17 protein-coding genes are annotated in these 16,898 nt (G+C 65.2%); 11 read left to right on the top strand and 6 right to left on the bottom strand.

The window, feature by feature from the left end; genetic code table 11:
* Window positions 1-259 precede the first annotated feature (259 nt).
* Window positions 260-841 carry a hypothetical protein gene (locus ACRYLT_RS09285; protein WP_482663805.1) on the top strand — a complete coding sequence of 194 codons (582 nt, stop codon included), beginning with the start codon at window positions 260-262 and terminating at the stop codon, window positions 839-841.
* 336 nt (window positions 842-1,177) lie between these two features.
* Window positions 1,178-1,876 carry a hypothetical protein gene (locus tag ACRYLT_RS09280; protein ID WP_482663804.1) on the top strand — a complete coding sequence of 233 codons (699 nt, stop codon included), beginning with the start codon at window positions 1,178-1,180 and terminating at the stop codon, window positions 1,874-1,876.
* On the opposite strand, the gene ACRYLT_RS09275 is transcribed toward ACRYLT_RS09280, so the two are convergent.
* Both ACRYLT_RS09275 and ACRYLT_RS09270 read right to left on the bottom strand, forming a co-directional pair.
* Window positions 1,819-2,541: a T6SS immunity protein Tdi1 domain-containing protein gene (locus tag ACRYLT_RS09275; protein WP_482663803.1), complete on the bottom strand. Its 723-nt coding sequence runs from the start codon at window positions 2,539-2,541 to the stop codon at window positions 1,819-1,821. The two genes, ACRYLT_RS09280 and ACRYLT_RS09275, sit on opposite strands and share 58 nt — an antisense overlap.
* 158 nt (window positions 2,542-2,699) lie before the next feature.
* Complete coding sequence (locus ACRYLT_RS09270; RefSeq protein WP_482663802.1) at window positions 2,700-4,004, bottom strand: S41 family peptidase; 1,305 nt, start codon at window positions 4,002-4,004, stop codon at window positions 2,700-2,702.
* Between the two features lie 1,885 nt (window positions 4,005-5,889).
* Here ACRYLT_RS09270 and ACRYLT_RS09265 point away from each other — a divergent pair.
* A complete protein-coding gene (locus ACRYLT_RS09265) occupies window positions 5,890-6,375 on the top strand; it encodes an Imm26 family immunity protein (protein WP_482663801.1) in 486 nt (161 codons plus the stop codon).
* Window positions 6,376-6,881: 506 nt separating this feature from the next.
* On the opposite strand, the gene ACRYLT_RS09260 is transcribed toward ACRYLT_RS09265, so the two are convergent.
* Window positions 6,882-7,382, bottom strand: a complete 501-nt coding sequence (locus ACRYLT_RS09260) for a demethoxyubiquinone hydroxylase family protein (protein WP_482665430.1) — start codon at window positions 7,380-7,382, stop codon at window positions 6,882-6,884.
* A 303-nt stretch (window positions 7,383-7,685) separates the two neighbouring features.
* Here ACRYLT_RS09260 and ACRYLT_RS09255 point away from each other — a divergent pair, with 303 nt between their 5' ends.
* The 8 genes from ACRYLT_RS09255 to hisIE are packed head-to-tail and all read left to right on the top strand — an operon-like array spanning window position 7,686 to window position 14,498.
* Window positions 7,686-8,015, top strand: a complete 330-nt coding sequence (locus tag ACRYLT_RS09255) for a YerC/YecD family TrpR-related protein (protein ID WP_482663800.1) — start codon at window positions 7,686-7,688, stop codon at window positions 8,013-8,015.
* Window positions 8,005-8,895 carry an ATP phosphoribosyltransferase gene (gene hisG / locus ACRYLT_RS09250; RefSeq protein WP_482663799.1) on the top strand — a complete coding sequence of 297 codons (891 nt, stop codon included), beginning with the start codon at window positions 8,005-8,007 and terminating at the stop codon, window positions 8,893-8,895. Before ACRYLT_RS09255 ends, hisG begins: the two co-directional genes overlap by 11 nt.
* Entirely contained in the window at window positions 8,892-10,190 is a 1,299-nt protein-coding gene (hisD, locus tag ACRYLT_RS09245; protein ID WP_482663798.1) for a histidinol dehydrogenase, read from the top strand. Before hisG ends, hisD begins: the two co-directional genes overlap by 4 nt.
* Window positions 10,187-11,851 (top strand): histidinol-phosphate transaminase, encoded by a 1,665-nt coding sequence (gene hisC / locus ACRYLT_RS09240; protein ID WP_482663797.1) that lies wholly within the window; start codon window positions 10,187-10,189, stop codon window positions 11,849-11,851. Before hisD ends, hisC begins: the two co-directional genes overlap by 4 nt.
* A complete protein-coding gene (hisH, locus tag ACRYLT_RS09235) occupies window positions 11,848-12,429 on the top strand; it encodes an imidazole glycerol phosphate synthase subunit HisH (RefSeq protein ID WP_482663796.1) in 582 nt (193 codons plus the stop codon). The genes hisC and hisH overlap by 4 nt, the downstream gene beginning before the upstream one ends.
* Window positions 12,426-13,142 (top strand): 1-(5-phosphoribosyl)-5-[(5-phosphoribosylamino)methylideneamino]imidazole-4-carboxamide isomerase, encoded by a 717-nt coding sequence (locus ACRYLT_RS09230; RefSeq protein WP_482663795.1) that lies wholly within the window; start codon window positions 12,426-12,428, stop codon window positions 13,140-13,142. Before hisH ends, ACRYLT_RS09230 begins: the two co-directional genes overlap by 4 nt.
* Complete coding sequence (hisF, locus tag ACRYLT_RS09225) at window positions 13,129-13,893, top strand: imidazole glycerol phosphate synthase subunit HisF (RefSeq protein WP_482663794.1); 765 nt, start codon at window positions 13,129-13,131, stop codon at window positions 13,891-13,893. Before ACRYLT_RS09230 ends, hisF begins: the two co-directional genes overlap by 14 nt.
* The gene (hisIE, locus tag ACRYLT_RS09220) at window positions 13,869-14,498 is read left to right on the top strand and encodes a bifunctional phosphoribosyl-AMP cyclohydrolase/phosphoribosyl-ATP diphosphatase HisIE (protein ID WP_482663793.1); all 630 of its coding nucleotides are present in this window, start codon (window positions 13,869-13,871) and stop codon (window positions 14,496-14,498) included. Before hisF ends, hisIE begins: the two co-directional genes overlap by 25 nt.
* On the opposite strand, the gene ACRYLT_RS09215 is transcribed toward hisIE, so the two are convergent.
* The 3 genes from ACRYLT_RS09215 to ACRYLT_RS09205 form a co-directional block, all read right to left on the bottom strand.
* On the bottom strand, window positions 14,495-15,265 hold the full coding sequence (locus ACRYLT_RS09215; RefSeq protein WP_482663792.1) for an inositol monophosphatase family protein: 771 nt from the start codon (window positions 15,263-15,265) through the stop codon (window positions 14,495-14,497). The two genes, hisIE and ACRYLT_RS09215, sit on opposite strands and share 4 nt — an antisense overlap.
* A 53-nt stretch (window positions 15,266-15,318) precedes the next feature.
* Window positions 15,319-16,107 carry a TSUP family transporter gene (locus ACRYLT_RS09210; RefSeq protein WP_482663791.1) on the bottom strand — a complete coding sequence of 263 codons (789 nt, stop codon included), beginning with the start codon at window positions 16,105-16,107 and terminating at the stop codon, window positions 15,319-15,321.
* 213 nt (window positions 16,108-16,320) lie between these two features.
* Window positions 16,321-16,803 (bottom strand): DUF805 domain-containing protein, encoded by a 483-nt coding sequence (locus ACRYLT_RS09205; protein WP_482663790.1) that lies wholly within the window; start codon window positions 16,801-16,803, stop codon window positions 16,321-16,323.
* Between the last annotated feature and the right edge of the window lie 95 nt (window positions 16,804-16,898).

Genomic DNA, 16,898 nt, shown 5'->3' with positions numbered 1-16,898 from the left:
GCCGTCCCTTGAATTGCCACGCTGCGGGTTCGCGGAACCTCCGCAAGGGGATATGCGGTGATCGCGCTGGAAGGCGATAACAGACATCGAGCGTCGACTAGCGGCGCCGTGGGCGCCCTACTCCGCTTTCGGTGAGATCAGTGGTATCTCCCGACCAGTCATCGATTGCTGCGCCTCAGCGATAGCAGCGGACCGACTGACAAGTGACATTGGGTAGGTTTTAGCCGAAAGCGCGGCGGGAATCGGGGGGGCAAAACTCATGATCCGGGAGTTCGACGAAGAGGGGCTTCGTGAGCGACTTTCGAACCTTCCCCATTCCTCGAAGGTCGCATTTGCAGCCGCTTGTACTGCGCGGCTGGAAAATACCGTGTCATCTCTGCCGGTGGACGCAGAAATGAAGTGCCTTCTCCGGGAAATCTCGAAGGCTGTCTCCGCGTACCTCCGAAGGGGAGTTTGCCTTGATACATTGCCTGCTGAAGAGCGTCTGCTTGCGCTCCTGCCCGATGAGGAAACCAGTCCTGACTTGTCCTCGGCTGTAGCCGAGGACGCGGCGGCGGCCCTGGTTTACACGCTGCGGCTGATTCGCGACGACGACCCGCAGAACGCCGTCTGGGCTGCTCGGCGGGCTTACGAGACGGCGGACCGAAGAGTGCTCTCGTCTCTGCACGTCGGAGAATTCGGGGAAGCGGAGGAAGCCTATATTCTTGAGCATCCAATCACTCAAATGGAACTGAGCAGGCAGTTTCGTGACCTCGACGCCGTATCGCGCACTGTCACAGTTGGAGCAGGCGAACTTGTAGGCCTCGTCTCAAGAGCTCGCCGGGAAACCGTCTTCACTTGAAGGGCAACTCCTCCGTGACGTCCGCAATCGGTCGGAAGCGGAACGATCAATCCTCTTCCTCGACCCGGAAGATGAATGCGTTCTCCGCGTCCTAGCCGATCACTCCGCAATCGAAGGTGGCAGTGCTGAGCGGAGACGAGTTGCGGCCCCCTTGTTGGCGCAACAAGTCTCCGTGTTGGTGTGGTAGCGAACATTGAGGAATCCGAAAGAGTCAGCTGCTAACCAAGCGTGACTTTTTGCGCCTGGAGCCCGTTAGTGCATATGCGTCGCCTCTTCCTACTCCTTGCGAGCCTGGCCTCAACGGCATGCGAAAGCCCCTTCGAGAGCCACTACCGCATGCGCGTGACGGTGGAACTTGATACGCCCGCTGGAGTGCGCACTGGCAGCAATGTAGTGGAGATCAGGCTGCGCAGGAGATATGATCCATTCTACATCGGTACTTGCAGCGATCGCGTCCCGGTCCAGCCCTACACCGCGCGCGTAAGGGGCGAGGCCATACCCATTGATCTCAATGATGGGCGGACTGTTTACGCGCTGCTTGTCACCTACGGATACCGGGGTCCGCCATCCTTCCCCGCCAATGTCGACTACCTGGTCAACGGCCAGCGAATGAGCCCTCGGTTCGACTGCGTCACCTGGGCAAACGCGCTTGCCAACCGACGGCGGCTCCGGGAGCTCGAGGAACCGGCCGATCTGGGCAATCCGCAAGACCCCAATCGCTATAAGTCGATCCCGGTGCTTGCCACATTCGGCAACCCCGCTGATCCGCGCTCGATCGCTGTCCTTGATCCGCGCGATCTCGGCGCTTCACTTGGGCCGGGCTTCCGCCTCCGCCGGGTAACTATCGCGCCGTCCGACGATCCGGTTACCGAAGGGCTGGTCCGCCGCCTGCCATGGCTGGCCGCGCCTCCCGAGGACGGCCTCAAACCCTACTCGCTCCCGACCCGTGAACTGATTAGAGAACCCGAGCGGCTGTTTCACGCCCAAGCTCTGAAGCGACCTGTCGGGGACGCGGACCACTGGTCGATGGAGTAAGGGCAGCTCGTGCAGGGTGTTGTCTGCAGAGGGTGAACGTTAGCGATCGGTGATTTGCGGACGTTGCCACTACCGACCGATGGAGATGCCACTGATCCGGGCTCCGGTGGAAGATCTTTCACCTGCTGGTGCAATTGCCCAGCGATGTGCAATTTCACGACGAACGAAAGTTTATGTGTCGCTTCAAGCGACATCTCGCCACCAAGGACGGGCGCGACTGCGAAGTCGTAGCATTCGCCTGGCTCCAACTGGTTACCCTGCGCTCGCGCTGCGTTCACGAGACCACCTAGCAATAGCTCGTCTCGCGCCTCCGTCTCCTGCAGCTGCGCGACCAGATCTGGGAGGCACTCCGCTACCCGCTTCAGGCGTCCTTCGATGGTGTCCAGCATCTGGATGGTTCCCCCCGGGGCTCGAAAGAAGACGTCTCCGAAGGCTGAAATTGCAATTGTTGTAAGCCCCTCGAGTTCGAGCCATCTCCACCCGTCCAAGCCGCGCTGTATGTCTCGGTCGGGAATGTCGACGAGCATCCACTGCAGTTCGGGTGGACCGCCGATCCGCTCCAACGCGACATCGACGATCTTGCCTTCCTCCTGCCCCTCCTCGACGGCTTGAGCCGGTTCAGACGCATCAAACCTGGGCCTCTTCGCGAACCATTTCTTGAACATGCGGATTCCCCTCGCAGCGACCGTGGCTGCTCACCGCAATGTCCGCAATGGGTGGTGAGCGGACGCGGTGCGTGAACCCGGCTCTCTAGACGGCGGATGCGAGGCCTGCGTCGCTACTCGTGAAGCGACAAACCCGTCGACCTCTTGCTCAACTTAGCTCATGGCCGCGCGGCGGGTTCGCTGTTCGCCAAAGCGGATGAACCCGTTGCCAGCGCGGCGCGATGCGCGACATTCAGCGCATCTGTGGCCGAGCTTGGCACATCCGGTCTTACACCGGTGCCTTCCCAGCCGGGGCCGTCGGTCACTCGCCGTTGCGGCAGGAAGAAAGAGAGGCGGCTGCCGACATCGATCATGTTCCCGCCGTTTCCTGCCCCCCTGCTTGTCTCACCAACGACCGTACCAAGGTTTCGACGCTGCACGATGTAGGCGAGCATCTCGGCAGCCGATGCGGTGCGGCGATCCTGAAGCACGTAAAGCGGAACGCCCGCCAACCGCCCCGCTGGCCCCTCGGGGGTCCAGATCTCTTCCGTCGTGCCGCTCGGGCGATCGAAGGTCGTCAGCAGCCTGAGAGGCTCCCGAACGAAGTGACCGAGGAGTAGACGAACCAGCTCCGGGGAGCCGCCGGGCACGCCTCGTACGTCGATGATGACGGCGTCGGAATTGGCCAGGAACCCCATGGCCGCCTCAGCTGTCGCCCTGGACAGGTCCGGCGGCACCAATCGGCTCAGCTTAAGATAGCCGACATTGCCTTCAAGGCGCTCCACACGATCGAAGCCGAAGTTCGTCCGCGCGATCTCGCTTGCGCCCCGAGGATCTATTCGCGCCATCATGCGCCCGCCTGCAACGGAAGCGCCCGTCTGTGTCGGACCCGTCGAGACATTCCTGTTCGGCTCGTACGCCACTCGGAGGTGGAGGTCCGGCACGACCGATCGCAAGTCATTTGTCAGCGCAGCGGCAAACGAGGTCGGATCGGCGTGCCGGTCGTAAGCACCGGAGCGCAACTGCTGTCGAATGTGACGGGCGATCTCGGCACCGGCCGTGGGATCCACATACAAGGTCTCGGCCGCCGCTGCGATGTTCTCGGCAGCCTCCTGCCTGGCAGAGGCGCTGAGGACTGGCGCAAGAGACTCTGTCGCCGCTGCGTGCTCCGCTGGGGCCAACGGCTGCGCAAGGGCAGCCTGCGCCGCCAGCAGGAACGTAACAGCTATGAGGCGCGAGGTATCTTTCACTCGACTTTGTCTCCCGTTGAGGTGCGGTCCACCCCGTCGTGCCCTTTCAGTGCGCTCCGAGCAAAGCCACGCGCTTTTCCGCCAACGGCCCGGCTGCGTCGACGAACGGCGCATAGGCACCGGTGACCGGCTGCAGTCTCGGCTGCTCGGCGAGCCTTTGAAACGGCGGATCGCGGAGTGCTCTCGTCTCTGCACGTCGGAGAAATCGGGGAAGCAGAGGAAGTTGATATTCATGAGCATCCAATAGGGTCGATGTGTTCTGCGGCTATCGATCGAAGCATGGAGCGGCGGGCTTTGCGGTCGGTCCAGTCGCACTCCAGACTTCTCATCAGGCAGAGTCCGCCTTGCATACCCTCATGCCGCCGCAGGCCACGGCTTAACAGTGCCCTAGAGGCAGCTTCGCGGTCTGAACCGATAAGGATGCCCGCAAACTCGCCTTCGGAAACATACCCAGCCGAGTTGAACGACGCGGTTCGCAAGAGTGTATCGAAGAGCAGCATTGAAGCAGCGCTTGCAGCGGCAATGCCAAAGCAAGCGAGGTCAATGTTTCTAGTCATCGGTAATGTTTCGCACCACGGCCGAGTGTCTGCGATGGGTGGAAAACGGACATTGCGGCAAGGAGCATTTCCTGCGACCATTGGAACCTTGAAACCTTGCTGGTTACTCCCACCGCTCTCCATACTGGTCGCAACCAGCTGCAGCTTTTCGTCTCCTTCCGGCAACGATCCTAAAGCGGAACGGACCTATTCGGACGCCTGTAGCGAACCGCGGAGGGGCTGGATGAGGCCGGGACAAAGTGCTCCCGGCGGATACCCTCTCTGGCATCACATGCCAGTCGCCACCGTAAGTTTAGAGGGGCACGGCGGCCTCCGGTGGAATGGTCACGTCGTGTCCCGATCTGAGCTGCGTAAGTATCTTGCCGCGATTGCCCGCTCGGATACGACGACCGCCGTCACACTTCGTGTGGACGGCGCGGCAGCCTGCGCTGCGGTGCAAACGATCCGCGATGATCTGGAGCAGGTCCTTCGCTGCGAGGCTACCGGACTGTGCGGCGAAGGTACGGGTGAGTGGCAAGCCTAACGTCCGCAATGGGTCGGTGCCGGAAGTAGCCACCACGGCGATGCGAAGGTCAGCTTTTCTGCCGCGGACCAGCCGCTCAGCCGCACAGTGGCCGACCGGCTGAATCGGGTGGAACCCGGACATTGCCGCGCTCGTCCAACTTGTAGATGGTTCCCTGATGCAAACGCACATCACCATCGACAGGCAGACCGGCAGCATCGGAATTGGCGACATGTGGCTCGAACCCATGCAATCGAAGGCGGAGGTTGAGCCGCATATTGCTGGTTGGGTGAAGGGGGCACGGAGTCACGGGAATGGTTACGAGTGGCTCTATCTTGGCGGTCTGACTTTCGGCGGCCGACCTGCCACCTTGGCACTCTGCTTTCTTGATTGGCGGCTGGTGGAAGGGTCCTGGAGCGTTCAGCTTTCTCACGCATCGAGGAGGGAGGCTGGCCGACCCGCGAGGCAATCGATGAGGAGGTCGCGTTCATTCGCGGTGCGATGGCCGATGCAGGGTTCGACATCGGTGAGGGGAGCGAGGTCTTTCCTTGGGGCGAGGTATGGAGCGGATTCGACGCCAAGGCTTTCGTCGCCAGTGCTGGCCTGCGTTACCGATCCTCATAATGTCCGGTAAGGGTGGAAAGCGGACGCTCCGCAAGTAGCTAACCGCCGCCCAGTCTTCGGAGCAGCCGCTCAACCCGCCGTTCCACGAATGAGACCATGGCAATTAGAGCAACCATGACCAGGAGAAGCTGTAGGTGCGGCCACGCGGACCGGTTATCGGCCATTCCGAACCCGGCAATGAAGAGGCCAATAAAAAGGGTGGCGACGATCAACCCAAAAGCGGCCAGTCTGACGCACCAGATCGCCGACCCGATGAAAAGTGGCCTCACATTTCCTCCTCGCTGGGAAGTTTGGCATCATCCCACCACTGTCCGCAATGGGTGGAAAGCGGACATGGGTGCTGGTACCCTGCTCGACTGCGACGGACGCAGAGCGAGGGTTTGCGCCGGTGAACAAGCCAGCAAGCAGAAGGCGCGTTCGCCTGAGAGAGGGCGACTTGCTCGAGTTGCCGCTGCCGGACGGTCGGCTTGAATACGGGATAGTCGTGAGGCGGGGCGCGCTGGCCAACGGCGGCACGCCTTACATCGCGATTTTCCGGTCCGCGTACGAAGAGCGACCCGCTCTTTCCGAGATTTGCAAGGACGAGGTGGCGCTTCAAGGCTGGACGACGGATGCCCTTGTGTATCACGGCCGCTGGACGGTCATTGGGCACAATATGCCTGCACCCCCGCTGTCGTTCCCGAACTTCAAGGTTGGGATGAATGGAAAGACCTACGTCGTCGAGGTGGTAGGACAGATTATCGACCTGGCCACTGCGGCTGAGTTGGATCTCCTTGATTATCAGTTCAGCGTCTCGGCCCTGATCTTCCAAGATGCGTCCGAGGCCCTGCATGGGTTCGGGGAGTGGAAGGATCATTTCAATCAGCTCACTCCGGCATACGCACGATTGCGGCTCACACGTCCAACAGGGTCGGTTCACTAGGTCCGGAACGGGTAGAAAACGGACATTGGCTGTGGAAGACTCCCCAGTGTGAGCACTGGCGGTCAGCAGCGTCCATACACCACGGGCGAACGAGCGATTCTCCTCGTGACTCGGGCGCTGACCACTACGCTTCTCACGGCTTTGATCGGAGCGGTAGCGAACTGCTTCTACGAGAGGTTTTTCGCGCCCGACCCTCCACGAGGGAGGTAGCCCACTCGCCCGCGGCGTGTTCGCGGTGGCAGTGACGTTCCCGTTCATACTCGGAGGCCTCATCCTGTTCGGCCTTCCTACAGCCTATGCGTTGATCCGCTTGCGAGCGGAGAACGCTCCCGTCTACGTCATTGCAGGAGCCGGCACTGGGCGCTGTGGGGCAAGGTGATCATCGGAGTGCCGACGACCCACGGCATTGCCACTTCAGCCCTTTGAGGCTGCGTTTGCGCTCTGTCTTGGTGGTGGCTGCGGCCACGAGCGTAATGTCGGCAATGGGTGGACAACGGAGGTTCCGCTCACCCCCACTTGAGGCGCATGCCGAGCCAGATGACGATGTGTGTGGACGCACCCACCAGGGGGTTCATGATCTTCGGCCAGACGCCGCGAGGAGCCAGATGGGCGATGGAAAGGTCGTGATGCTCCTGCTCCTCGACGATGATCTGGCGAAGAGCCTGAACCGCTTCCTCATCCACGGCGGTTAGCTCCTCAACCTGCTCGTGCATGTGCCGCAGCACCACACGCTCGATCGCCACTGTGGTAGCAGCGATGGCATCTCTCCCGGCAAGGCCGGTCACCGCACCGAGCACGAAGCCGCCGAGCCCGCACCAAAAATAGCTTCGACAGCGCCGCTGACCGCGACTGGCCAACTCACCCGCAAAACGCGCACGGTGCCCCCGCTCATGCGCGAGGAAATGATCGAGTTCAGGCAACATTTCGGGTGCTCGCCACCGCGCAAACCACCTCTGAGCAAGATAGATGCAGACGGCGCCGTGCTCGCCCGCGTGATCGACCTTCATCACGCGGTCCCCAAGTGTCTCGCCGGGTTTTAATCGTGCTACGAGGGCCATTCGTCGGGATGTGCCCGGACGTGCGAATGTCCGCAATGGGTCTAAGCGGACACTCGGCTGAACGTCCGCATTGGCTCACGAGCAGAGGCTGCGGCCAGTGTCAGTCGGTGGAAAACGGACCTTCCGGCCAAGGCTGTAGAACGTTGCCCCAGACACCCCGCATTTTCCCAATGCTTTCACCCCTTTCGGCCCCTTGACAGCGCCGGCCACCAACGCCAAATGCGTTCCATCGTTTTAACACGCTGTAACAAAATGGCTCCCCAGACACCCCCGATCTCTCCCTCCCGCGACGGGCCCGAGCTCACCGCCGACCTGTGCCGCGCCCTTCTCGTTCCGCGTTCGGCGGAGGCGATGGAGCGCCTGCTCCTCGACCTGTGCACGCCGGCGGAGATCAGGACGCTGGCCGAGCGCTGGCACGTGGCCCGGCTGCTCGACGGCACCGATCTCACCTATCGCGAAATCCACGAAGCGACGGGCGTCAGCACGACGACGATCGTCCGTGTCGCCCGCTTCCTGAAGCAGGAGCGCAATCAGGGCTACCGCCTCGCCATTGACGGCCTGGAGGCGAAAGATGCTGGTTGACGAAGGGCGCCTCCACATCGCCGTCCAGAAATCGGGCCGGCTGTCCGACTATAGCCGCGGCCTGCTCCGCGATGCCGGCTTGCGGATCCAGAACGGCAAGAACGATCTCACCGCCCGGGTGGAGAATTTCCCGGCGGACCTGATGTTCGTCCGCGACGACGATATTCCCACCTTCGTCAGCGACGGCGTCTGCGAATTCGGGATCGTCGGCGAAAACGTGCTGCGCGAATTCGCGCTCGGCGCGTCCGAAGCCCGGCTGGAAGTCGTCGCCAGGCTCGGCTTCGGTCGCTGCAGCCTCCGCATCGCCGCTCCGGAGCGCGTCGACTATTCCGGCCCGGAGACGCTTCGCGGCGCCCGCATCGCCACCTCCTACCCCAATCTCGTCCGCCGCTTCCTGGCCGATCGCGGGATCGAGGCGGAGGTGGTGAAGATGAACGGGGCGGTCGAGCTTGCCCCCCGGCTCGGAATCGCGCCTTTCGTCTGCGATCTCGTCTCGACCGGGGCGACTCTGGAAGCGAACGGCCTTCGCGCCGTCGAAACCGTGCTGCAGAGCGAAGCCGTCCTGGTCCGGACCGGAAAGGCGGTTCCGGAAGCCAAGGCCGATTTCGGCGCCCGGCTGCTCAGCCGGATCGAAGGCGTCCTGGCGACACGCGATTCCAAATATATCATGCTCAACGCCCCCGGCGAGGCGCTGGAGGAAATCACCGCCATCCTCCCCGGCGCCGACGGCCCGACGATCATCCCGCTCCACGGCTCGCCCGGCCATTTCGCCGTCCATGCCGTCTGCCAGGAATCCGTTTTCTGGGAGACGCTTCAGAAGCTCAAGGCCGCGGGCGCTTCGGCGATCCTGGTGGTCCCGATCGAAAAGATGATGCTGTGAACATCCTCAACTGGAACCAACTCGGCCCGGCCGAACGGGCCGCCGCCCTCGCCCGCCCGGCGCAGCGCAGCGAGGCCTCGCTCCAGGCCGCCGTCCGAGCGATCGTCGACGATGTGCGCGAGCGCGGCTGGACCGGGCTTTGCGAACAGGCGGTGAGGCTCGACGGCGAGGCGCCGGTGGCGGTGGCGGTGGCGCCGATCGCCGCCCAGGCGCGCCGCGCCCTTTCCGCCGAGGCCTTGCAGGCGGTCGAGCTTGCCGCCCGCAACATCGCCCGCTTCCACGACGGAAGTCTCCCGCCCGAACATCGGGTGGAAACCCAGCCGGGACTCGTCGTGCGCAAGATCTGGCGCGCCCTCGATCGGATCGGGCTTTACGTCCCGGGCGGGGCGACTCCGCTCTTCTCGACCTTGCTGATGCTCGCCCTTCCCGCCCGCGCCGCCGGAGTGAGCGAACTGGTCGTCGCGACTCCGCCGCGGCCCCAGGGCGGGCTCGATCCGCTCGTCGCCCTCGCCGCCGACCTGTGCGGGATCGAAACGGTGTGGACGGTGGGCGGCGCCCAGGCGGTGGCGGCGCTCGCCTTCGGCGCCGGCGACATTCCCAGGACCGACAAGATTTGCGGACCAGGCAATGCCTGGGTCGCGGAGGCCAAGACCTATGTCGCCTCGCTCCCCGGCGGACCGGCCATCGACATGCCGGCCGGCCCGAGCGAGCTGATGGTGATCGCCGACGGTTCCGCCGATCCCGCGATGGTCGCCGCCGATCTGCTGAGCCAGGCCGAACATGATTCTTCCGCCCAGGTCCTGCTCGTCACCCCTTCGGCGAGTCTCGCCGGCGCCGCCGCGGCCGAGCTTCGCGCCCGGCTCGGTTCGCTGCCGCGGGTGAAGGTCGCGCAGGCTTCGCTGGCCAGCGCCCGCTTCATCCTCGTCGACAGCCTCGAAGCCGCGATCGACATCGCCAACACCTATGCGCCCGAACATCTGTCGCTGGCGGTGGAGGATTGCGAACGGCTCCTTCCCGCGATCCGCAATGCCGGCGCCATCTTTGCCGGCGGCTGGGCGGCGGAAACCTTCGGCGACTATCTCGCCGGGTCGAGCCATGTCCTCCCGACCGACGGCGCCGCCCGCAGCTGGAGCGGAATCTCCGTCTACAGTTTCCTCAAGGCGATCAGCGTCCAGACGGTGACGGCCGAGGCCGCCCGCCGGATCGCGGGCCCGGCTGCGGCGCTGGCCCGGCTCGAGGGGCTGGAAGCCCATGCCCGCGCCGCCGACGCCCGGGCGCAGGCGCTTGCGGCATGACTTCGCTGGCCACCCGCCTCGCCCGGCCGGAAATCCTGGCCCTGCCGCCGGTCGACCTCGCCGCCGCCGCCGACCCGGCGTTCGGCCCGGACGCGATCAAGCTCGACGCCAACGAAAATCCCTATCCGCCGCTCAGCGAAGGCGCGCTCGCGGCCGGGCTCAACCGCTATCCGGAGCCGCAGCCGGCCCGGCTTCGGCAGGCCATGGCCGCGCTCTACGGCGTCGCTCCGGACAATCTCGTCGTCACCCGCGGCGCCGACGATGCGATCGACCTCCTCGTCCGCGCCTTCTGCCGGTCGGGGCTGGACTCGGTTTCGATCTGCACGCCCACTTTTTCCGCTTACGCCCATTTCGCCCGGCTTCAGGGCGCGCGGGTGATCGAAGCGCCGCTCGGGCCCGACTTCGACTTCGACGCCGACGCCTTCCTGGCCGCGATCGCAAGCGAGCCGTCGCTGAAGCTCGCCTTCATCTGCTCGCCCAACAATCCCACCGGCAATCCGGTCGATCCGGCCGAGATCCTCAAGGTCGCCGACGCCTTGCCGGACAGCCTCGTCGTGCTCGACGAGGCCTATATCGAATTCTCCGAACTCCAAAGCCTGTCGGCCGAGGCGGCCCGCCGGCCGAACCTCGTCGTCCTTCGCACCCTGTCCAAGGCCTATGGCATTGCCGGCGCCCGCATCGGTGCTCTGATCGCCGATCCGGAGCTTGCCGCCACCGCCGCCCGGGCGCTTCCGCCCTACCCGCTGCCGACCCTGTCGATCCAGGCCGCGCTCGCCGCGCTCGCCCCTTCGCGCCGGCCGGTCCATGAAGAACGGATCGCCCGGATCAAGGCGGACCGGGACAGGCTGGCCGGCCTGTTCGCCCGGTCGCCCCTCGTCACCCGGGTCCGGAGCGGCGGCGGCAATTTCCTGTTCCTCGAAGTCGAGGACCCGAAGGCATTGTCTGAAAAGCTCGGCCGACTGGGAATCCGCGCCCGCTTCCGTCCCAATGCGGCGCCGGGCGGAGTCCGGCTGACAATCGGGACACCGGCCGAGAATTCGGCCGCGCTCGCCGCCTTCGAAGTCGCCGAAGCGCCCCTGCCCGGCCGGCGCGCCGAGGCCGTTCGCGACACGAAGGAGACCCGGATCGCGGTGGCGATCGACCTCGACCGCGCCGAGCCCCGGCGCATCGCCACCGGAATTCCCTTCTTCGATCACATGCTCGACCAGGTTGCCGCCCATGGCGGCTTCTCGCTGATCCTGTCCTGCGAAGGCGATCTTGAGATCGATGCCCATCACAGCCTGGAAGATTGCGCGATCGCCTTCGGCACCGCTCTGTCGCGGGCCTTGGGCGACCGACGCGGGATCGGCCGCTTCGGCTTCTCGCTGCCGATGGACGAGGCCGAGGCTCATGTGCTGATCGACCTTTCCGGCCGGCCCTACAGCCGCTTCGAGGGAAGCTTCGAGGCGAGCCATATCGGCGCCTATCCGACGGAAATGACTGGCCACGTCTTCCGTTCGATCGCCGACAGCCTCGGCGCTGCCATCCACGTCCGGGTGGACGGCGAGAACGACCATCACAAGACCGAAGCCGGCTTCAAGGCGTTCGGCCGGGCCCTTCGCCAGGCGCTGGCGATCGAAGGTTCGGCCAATGCCGTCCCGAGCACGAAGGGCGTGCTGTGAAGCTCGCCATCCTCGATCTCGGCTTCGGCAATATCGGATCGGTCGCCCTGGCCTTCCGCCGCTTCGGCGTGGAGCCGGTGATGACGGCCGATGCCGAGGCGATCGGATCGGCCGACAGGATCATCCTGCCCGGAGTCGGCGCCGCCGGCTTCGCGATGGCGCAGATCCGCGCGCTTGGGCTGGAGGCGCCGCTTCGGGGCCTGAAGCAGCCGGTGCTCGGAATCTGCCTCGGGATGCAGCTTCTGTTCGACCGGTCGGACGAAGAGGATACGGCCTGTCTCGGAATCATCGCCGGCAGCGTTCGAAAACTGTCGCCCGCACCCGACCGACCGGTGCCGCACATGGGCTGGAGCCGGCTCGATCTGTCCAGCGACGGTCTCGGCCTTCGCCAGGACGATTATGTCTATTTCGCGCACAGCTTCGCCGGCGATCCCGTCCCGGAAACAGTGGCGAGCACGGTCTATGGCCGCGAAATCCCCGCGGTGGTGAGGCGCGGCAACTGGCTGGGCGCCCAATTCCACCCCGAACGCTCGGGCGAGGCCGGGGCCCGCTTCCTGAAGGCCTTTCTCCAGTCATGATCCTTTATCCCGCCATCGACCTGATGGGCGGCGAGGTCGTTCGCCTCGTCCAGGGCCGCTTCGACGCGCGCACCTCTTATTCGGCCGATCCCGCCGGGGCGCTCGAGCGCTTCGCCGAGGCCGGCGCCCGATGGGCCCATGTCGTCGATCTCGACGGCGCTCGCGCCGGCAGTCCGGTCCAGCACGATCTGCTGGCAAGGCTCGCCGCCGGCTCGGCCGTCAAGCTTCAGGTCGCCGGCGGCTTCCGGACCCGCGACCAGGTCGCCCGGCTGCTCGATTCCGGCGCGGCGCGGGTGGTGATCGGAAGCCTCGCCGTCCGGGATCCGAATCTTGTGTGCGCCTTGCTCCGCGAATTCGGGGCGGAACGGATCACTCTGTCGATGGACGTCCGACTGAGCGGCGAAACGCCCCTGGTCGCCGTCGCCGGCTGGACCGAGGATAGCGGCACGAGCCCGTGGGACGCCATCGCCCGCCTGCCCGAGGCGCGGCACCTGCTGCTCACCGACATCGGCCGCGACGGAATGCTGGCCGGCCCCAATTTCGCGCTTCTGGAGGAAGCGGGTCGAAGGCTTCCCGGTTTTGCCATCCAGGCCTCGGGCGGGATCGCCTCGCTGGACGATCTTCGCCGCCTTCGGACGGCGGGCGTCATCGTCGGCAAGGCCCTGTGGGAAGGCCGGATCGATCTTGCGGAGGCGATCCGTGCCTGCGCGTAGGATCATCCCCTGCCTCGACGTCAAGGACGGTCGGGTCGTCAAGGGCATCCGCTTCCGCGACCATCGCGACGTCGGCGACATCGTCGAACATGCCCTTCGCTATCGCGAGCAAGGCGCCGACGAGCTCGTCTTCTACGATATCGGCGCCAGCGCGGAGGGGCGGAGCCTCGATCCCGAATGGGTGCGCCGGATCGCCCGGGTGATCGACATTCCCTTCGCGGTCGCCGGCGGCGTCCGAACCCGCGACCAGGCCGCCGCCTGCCTCGATGCCGGCGCCGACAAGATTTCGATCAACTCGCCGGCGCTCGAGCGGCCGGAGCTGATTTCCGAGCTTGCCCGCGATTTCGGGAGCCAGTGCGTCGTGCTTGGCGTCGACAGCCTGGAGGACGAAGCCGGCTATCGGGTGAAGCAATATACCGGATCGCCGGAGGCGAGCCGCGATTCCGGCCGCCGGACGCTCGACTGGGTCCGCGAGGCGAGCGATCGCGGCGCGGGCGAGATCGTGCTCAACTGCATGAGCCGCGACGGCGTCCGAAGCGGCTACGACATCGCCCATGTCCGCGCCGTGATCGAGGCGGTCACCGTCCCCGTCATCGCTTCCGGCGGCGCCGGCGCGCCCGAACATTTCCTCGCGGCCTTCCGATGCGGCGCGAGCGGAGCGCTTGCCGCCACCGTTTTCCACGACCGGCTCATTGCCATCCCCGATCTCAAGGAGTATCTCGTCCGATGCGGGATCGAAATGCGCCGCTGACCGAGGCCGATCTTGGCGGGCTCGACTGGGCGAAGATGGACGGGCTGCTCCCGGCCATCGTCCAGGACCGCCTGTCGGGCGAGGTCCTGATGCTCGGCTACATGAACCGCGAAGCGCTGGAAGCGACCTTGCGCACCGGCCTTGCGACCTTCTTCAGCCGCTCCCGGGGGCGGCTCTGGCAGAAAGGCGAAACCAGCGGCAACCGGCTCCACGTCGTCTCCGTCCATCCGGACTGCGACGGCGATGCCCTGCTCGTCCGGGCCGATCCGCAGAGGCCGACCTGCCATCTCGGGACCGCCAGCTGCTTCGGCGGCGAAGCGCAGGGGGCGGGCTGGCTTGCCGAGCTTTCGCGCACCGTCGCCGAACGAAGGGCGACGGGCGATCCTTCCAGCTATACCGCCCGGCTCCTTAGCCAGGGCGTGCCGCGCATCGCCCAGAAGGTCGGGGAGGAAGGGGTGGAAGTGGCGCTGGCCGCCGTGAGCCGCGACGAGGCCGGCTGCGCCGAGGAAGTGGCGGATCTGCTCTACCATCTCGCCGTGCTGATGGAGGCGCGCGGCTTCGGCTGGGCGGAGGTGGTGCGGGTGCTCCGCGGCCGAGCCGCCTAGCGCAGCGCCTCGACCGCCGCTTCGTAGAGCTCGCGGCTGGCCGCCGCGACCACCGCTCCGTCGGAAAAATCCTCGCCGCCGGTCCAGTCGCCGATCGTCCCGCCGGCCGAGCGAACGACCGGAATCAGCGCATGATAATCGTGCGGCTTCAGCCCGCTTTCGACGACCAGGTCGATCCGGCCCGCCGCCAGCAGCGCATAGGCATAGGCGTCGAGCCCGTAGCGGGCGAGGCGAACCTTGGATCGGATCCGTTCGAACCGGTCCGCCTCACCGCCCTTGAACAGATAGGGATCGGTGGTGGAAAGCCGCGCTTCGCCGAGCGATCGGCACGCGCTCGTCCGGATCGGTCGGCCGTTGAGGCGGGCGAAGTCGCCCTGGCCGACATAAAGCTCGTCGAGCCGCGGAATGTCGATGATCCCCAGCACCGGCCGCCCCTCCTCCAGAAGGGCGATCAGGGTCGACCAGACCGGAAGGCCGCAGATGAAGGCTCGGGTGCCGTCGATCGGATCGATCGACCAGGACCAGCGCGACGTGCCCGCGCGCGCCGCCATTTCCTCCCCGGAAATGCCATGGTCGGGAAAACGCGCCTCGATGAAGCGCCGAAGCGCCGCCTCGCACTCGCGATCCGCCTGGGTGACGGGATCGAACCCGCCCTCCATCTTGTTGTCGAAGGCCAGCGCGCCGGCGAACGCCTTCAAAGTCACTTCCCGGCCGACGGCGGCGAGCTCGAGCGCCAGCGAGGCGGGATCTTCCGGGAAAACGGCCATGCCCCCGGACTAGGCGGCGCGGCGCCTGTCATCAACCGCCGACGCGGACCTACCTAGCTCAGCCAGTCGAGGACAGCGGCAGTGAGAGGGTTGGAAGGATCGGCGAGCAACTTGGCGGTGAGGGCCAGGCACATGATGATCAGCAGCGGCCTGACGGCCTTGGTCCCGAAACGCAGGGTGCTGTGGGCCCCCAGAAAGGCCCCCGCCATGCTTGCCGCCGCCATGCACAATCCCGCCACCAGCAGAACCTCCCCGGCGGCCAGCAACACGATGAGGCTGGCGAGGTTGCTGGAGAAGTTCAGCAGCTTCGTGTGCGCAATGGCGTTGATGGTGCCCAGCCCGAACATGGCGATTAGTGCGGTGGTATAGAAGGAGCCGGCGCCGGGGCCGAAAAAGCCGTCATAGAATCCGATCGCCGCTGCAAATGCCAGCAACAGGATTGGACGAGCCCGAACGTGACGGTCGTCGTCGCCGAGATTGGGCTTCAGGGCATAATAGATCGCCATCGCGACGAGCAGGAGCGGTATCAGCCCGGAAAGGATCGCCGGGTCGACGCGGGTCAGGACGAAGGCTCCCGCGACCGAGCCGAAGAAGGCGGCAAGGCCGGGGCCAGCGAACCTTCGCAGGTCGATCCGCCCCCTTCGGGCAAAGGTGATCACCGCCGTCCCGACGCCGAAGGTGCTCTGCAGCTTGTTCGTTCCGATGGCGGCTGCGGGCGACGCCCCGACGGCCAACAGAGCCGGAACGGTCAGCAGACCCCCACCACCCGCAATCGCGTCGATGGCCCCCGCGACAAAGGCGACGGCGATCAGGAAGCCGATGATCTCGACGGTGAGTTCCATCGCGCCCGCCTACGCAGAAGGGTCCAGGATTGGCAAACCTTCGCGGAGGCGATCGAGTGTCATTCAGACTGAGATTGGCTGCGCGGCTCCGATCGACGCCGGAGTATAGGATTCTGCAGAGACTGCCGAGATGGAAGCGCGACAGCGGATACAGTGGTTGAGGGACCTGTTCCACTAGATCGCGCGATGTCCGCTTTGGGTGGATAGCGGACGTTAGACCTCTTCGAGACGCGGGTCTGGACCGTAGCGGTTTGCTCCTTGGGTCCCCGGCAGCAGGCACAGGACGAACACGGCAAGTGCACAGAGCCCCGCCGCCAGATTCAGTGGGGTGGTCTTCTGCGCGATGATTTCAGCCACGTCGCCGCGAAGCTCGGTCACCACGCGCGGGATGCTTAGTAACAAAGACATCGGTAAGAGCAGACCCCACCAACCTGACCTGCCTTCGTGGATCCGCCTGACGAAGAGGGCAAACACGGGGACCAGCAACAAGAGCTGAAGAGCGTTCCCGAACAGCAGCGTCGTCTCAAACGGCGCGAACGTGCTCACTGTAACATGGAGCACTAATCCGACGAGCACACTGGCAATCCCATAATGGATCACTTCCGTTCGACGAGAGCGGCCTGAAAAGTCGGCCACGCCTGTGACCGTGCTCTTAAGCAGTGGAGCACTGTCCCCGATTGAATCGCTGTAAGCCATATCGAGCCCCTGAGACCGGATTCTGCCAAAGCTCTCAAATGTCCGCAATGGGTCGGAAGCGGACCCTTGGCTAGATGCGCAAAAGCTGGAGCAGA

The sequence above is a fragment of the Sphingosinicella sp. SM1-17 genome, assembly GCF_056821765.1.
Note: the sequence above shows the minus strand (reverse complement) of the source record. Positions and strands in the feature narration are given on the sequence as shown.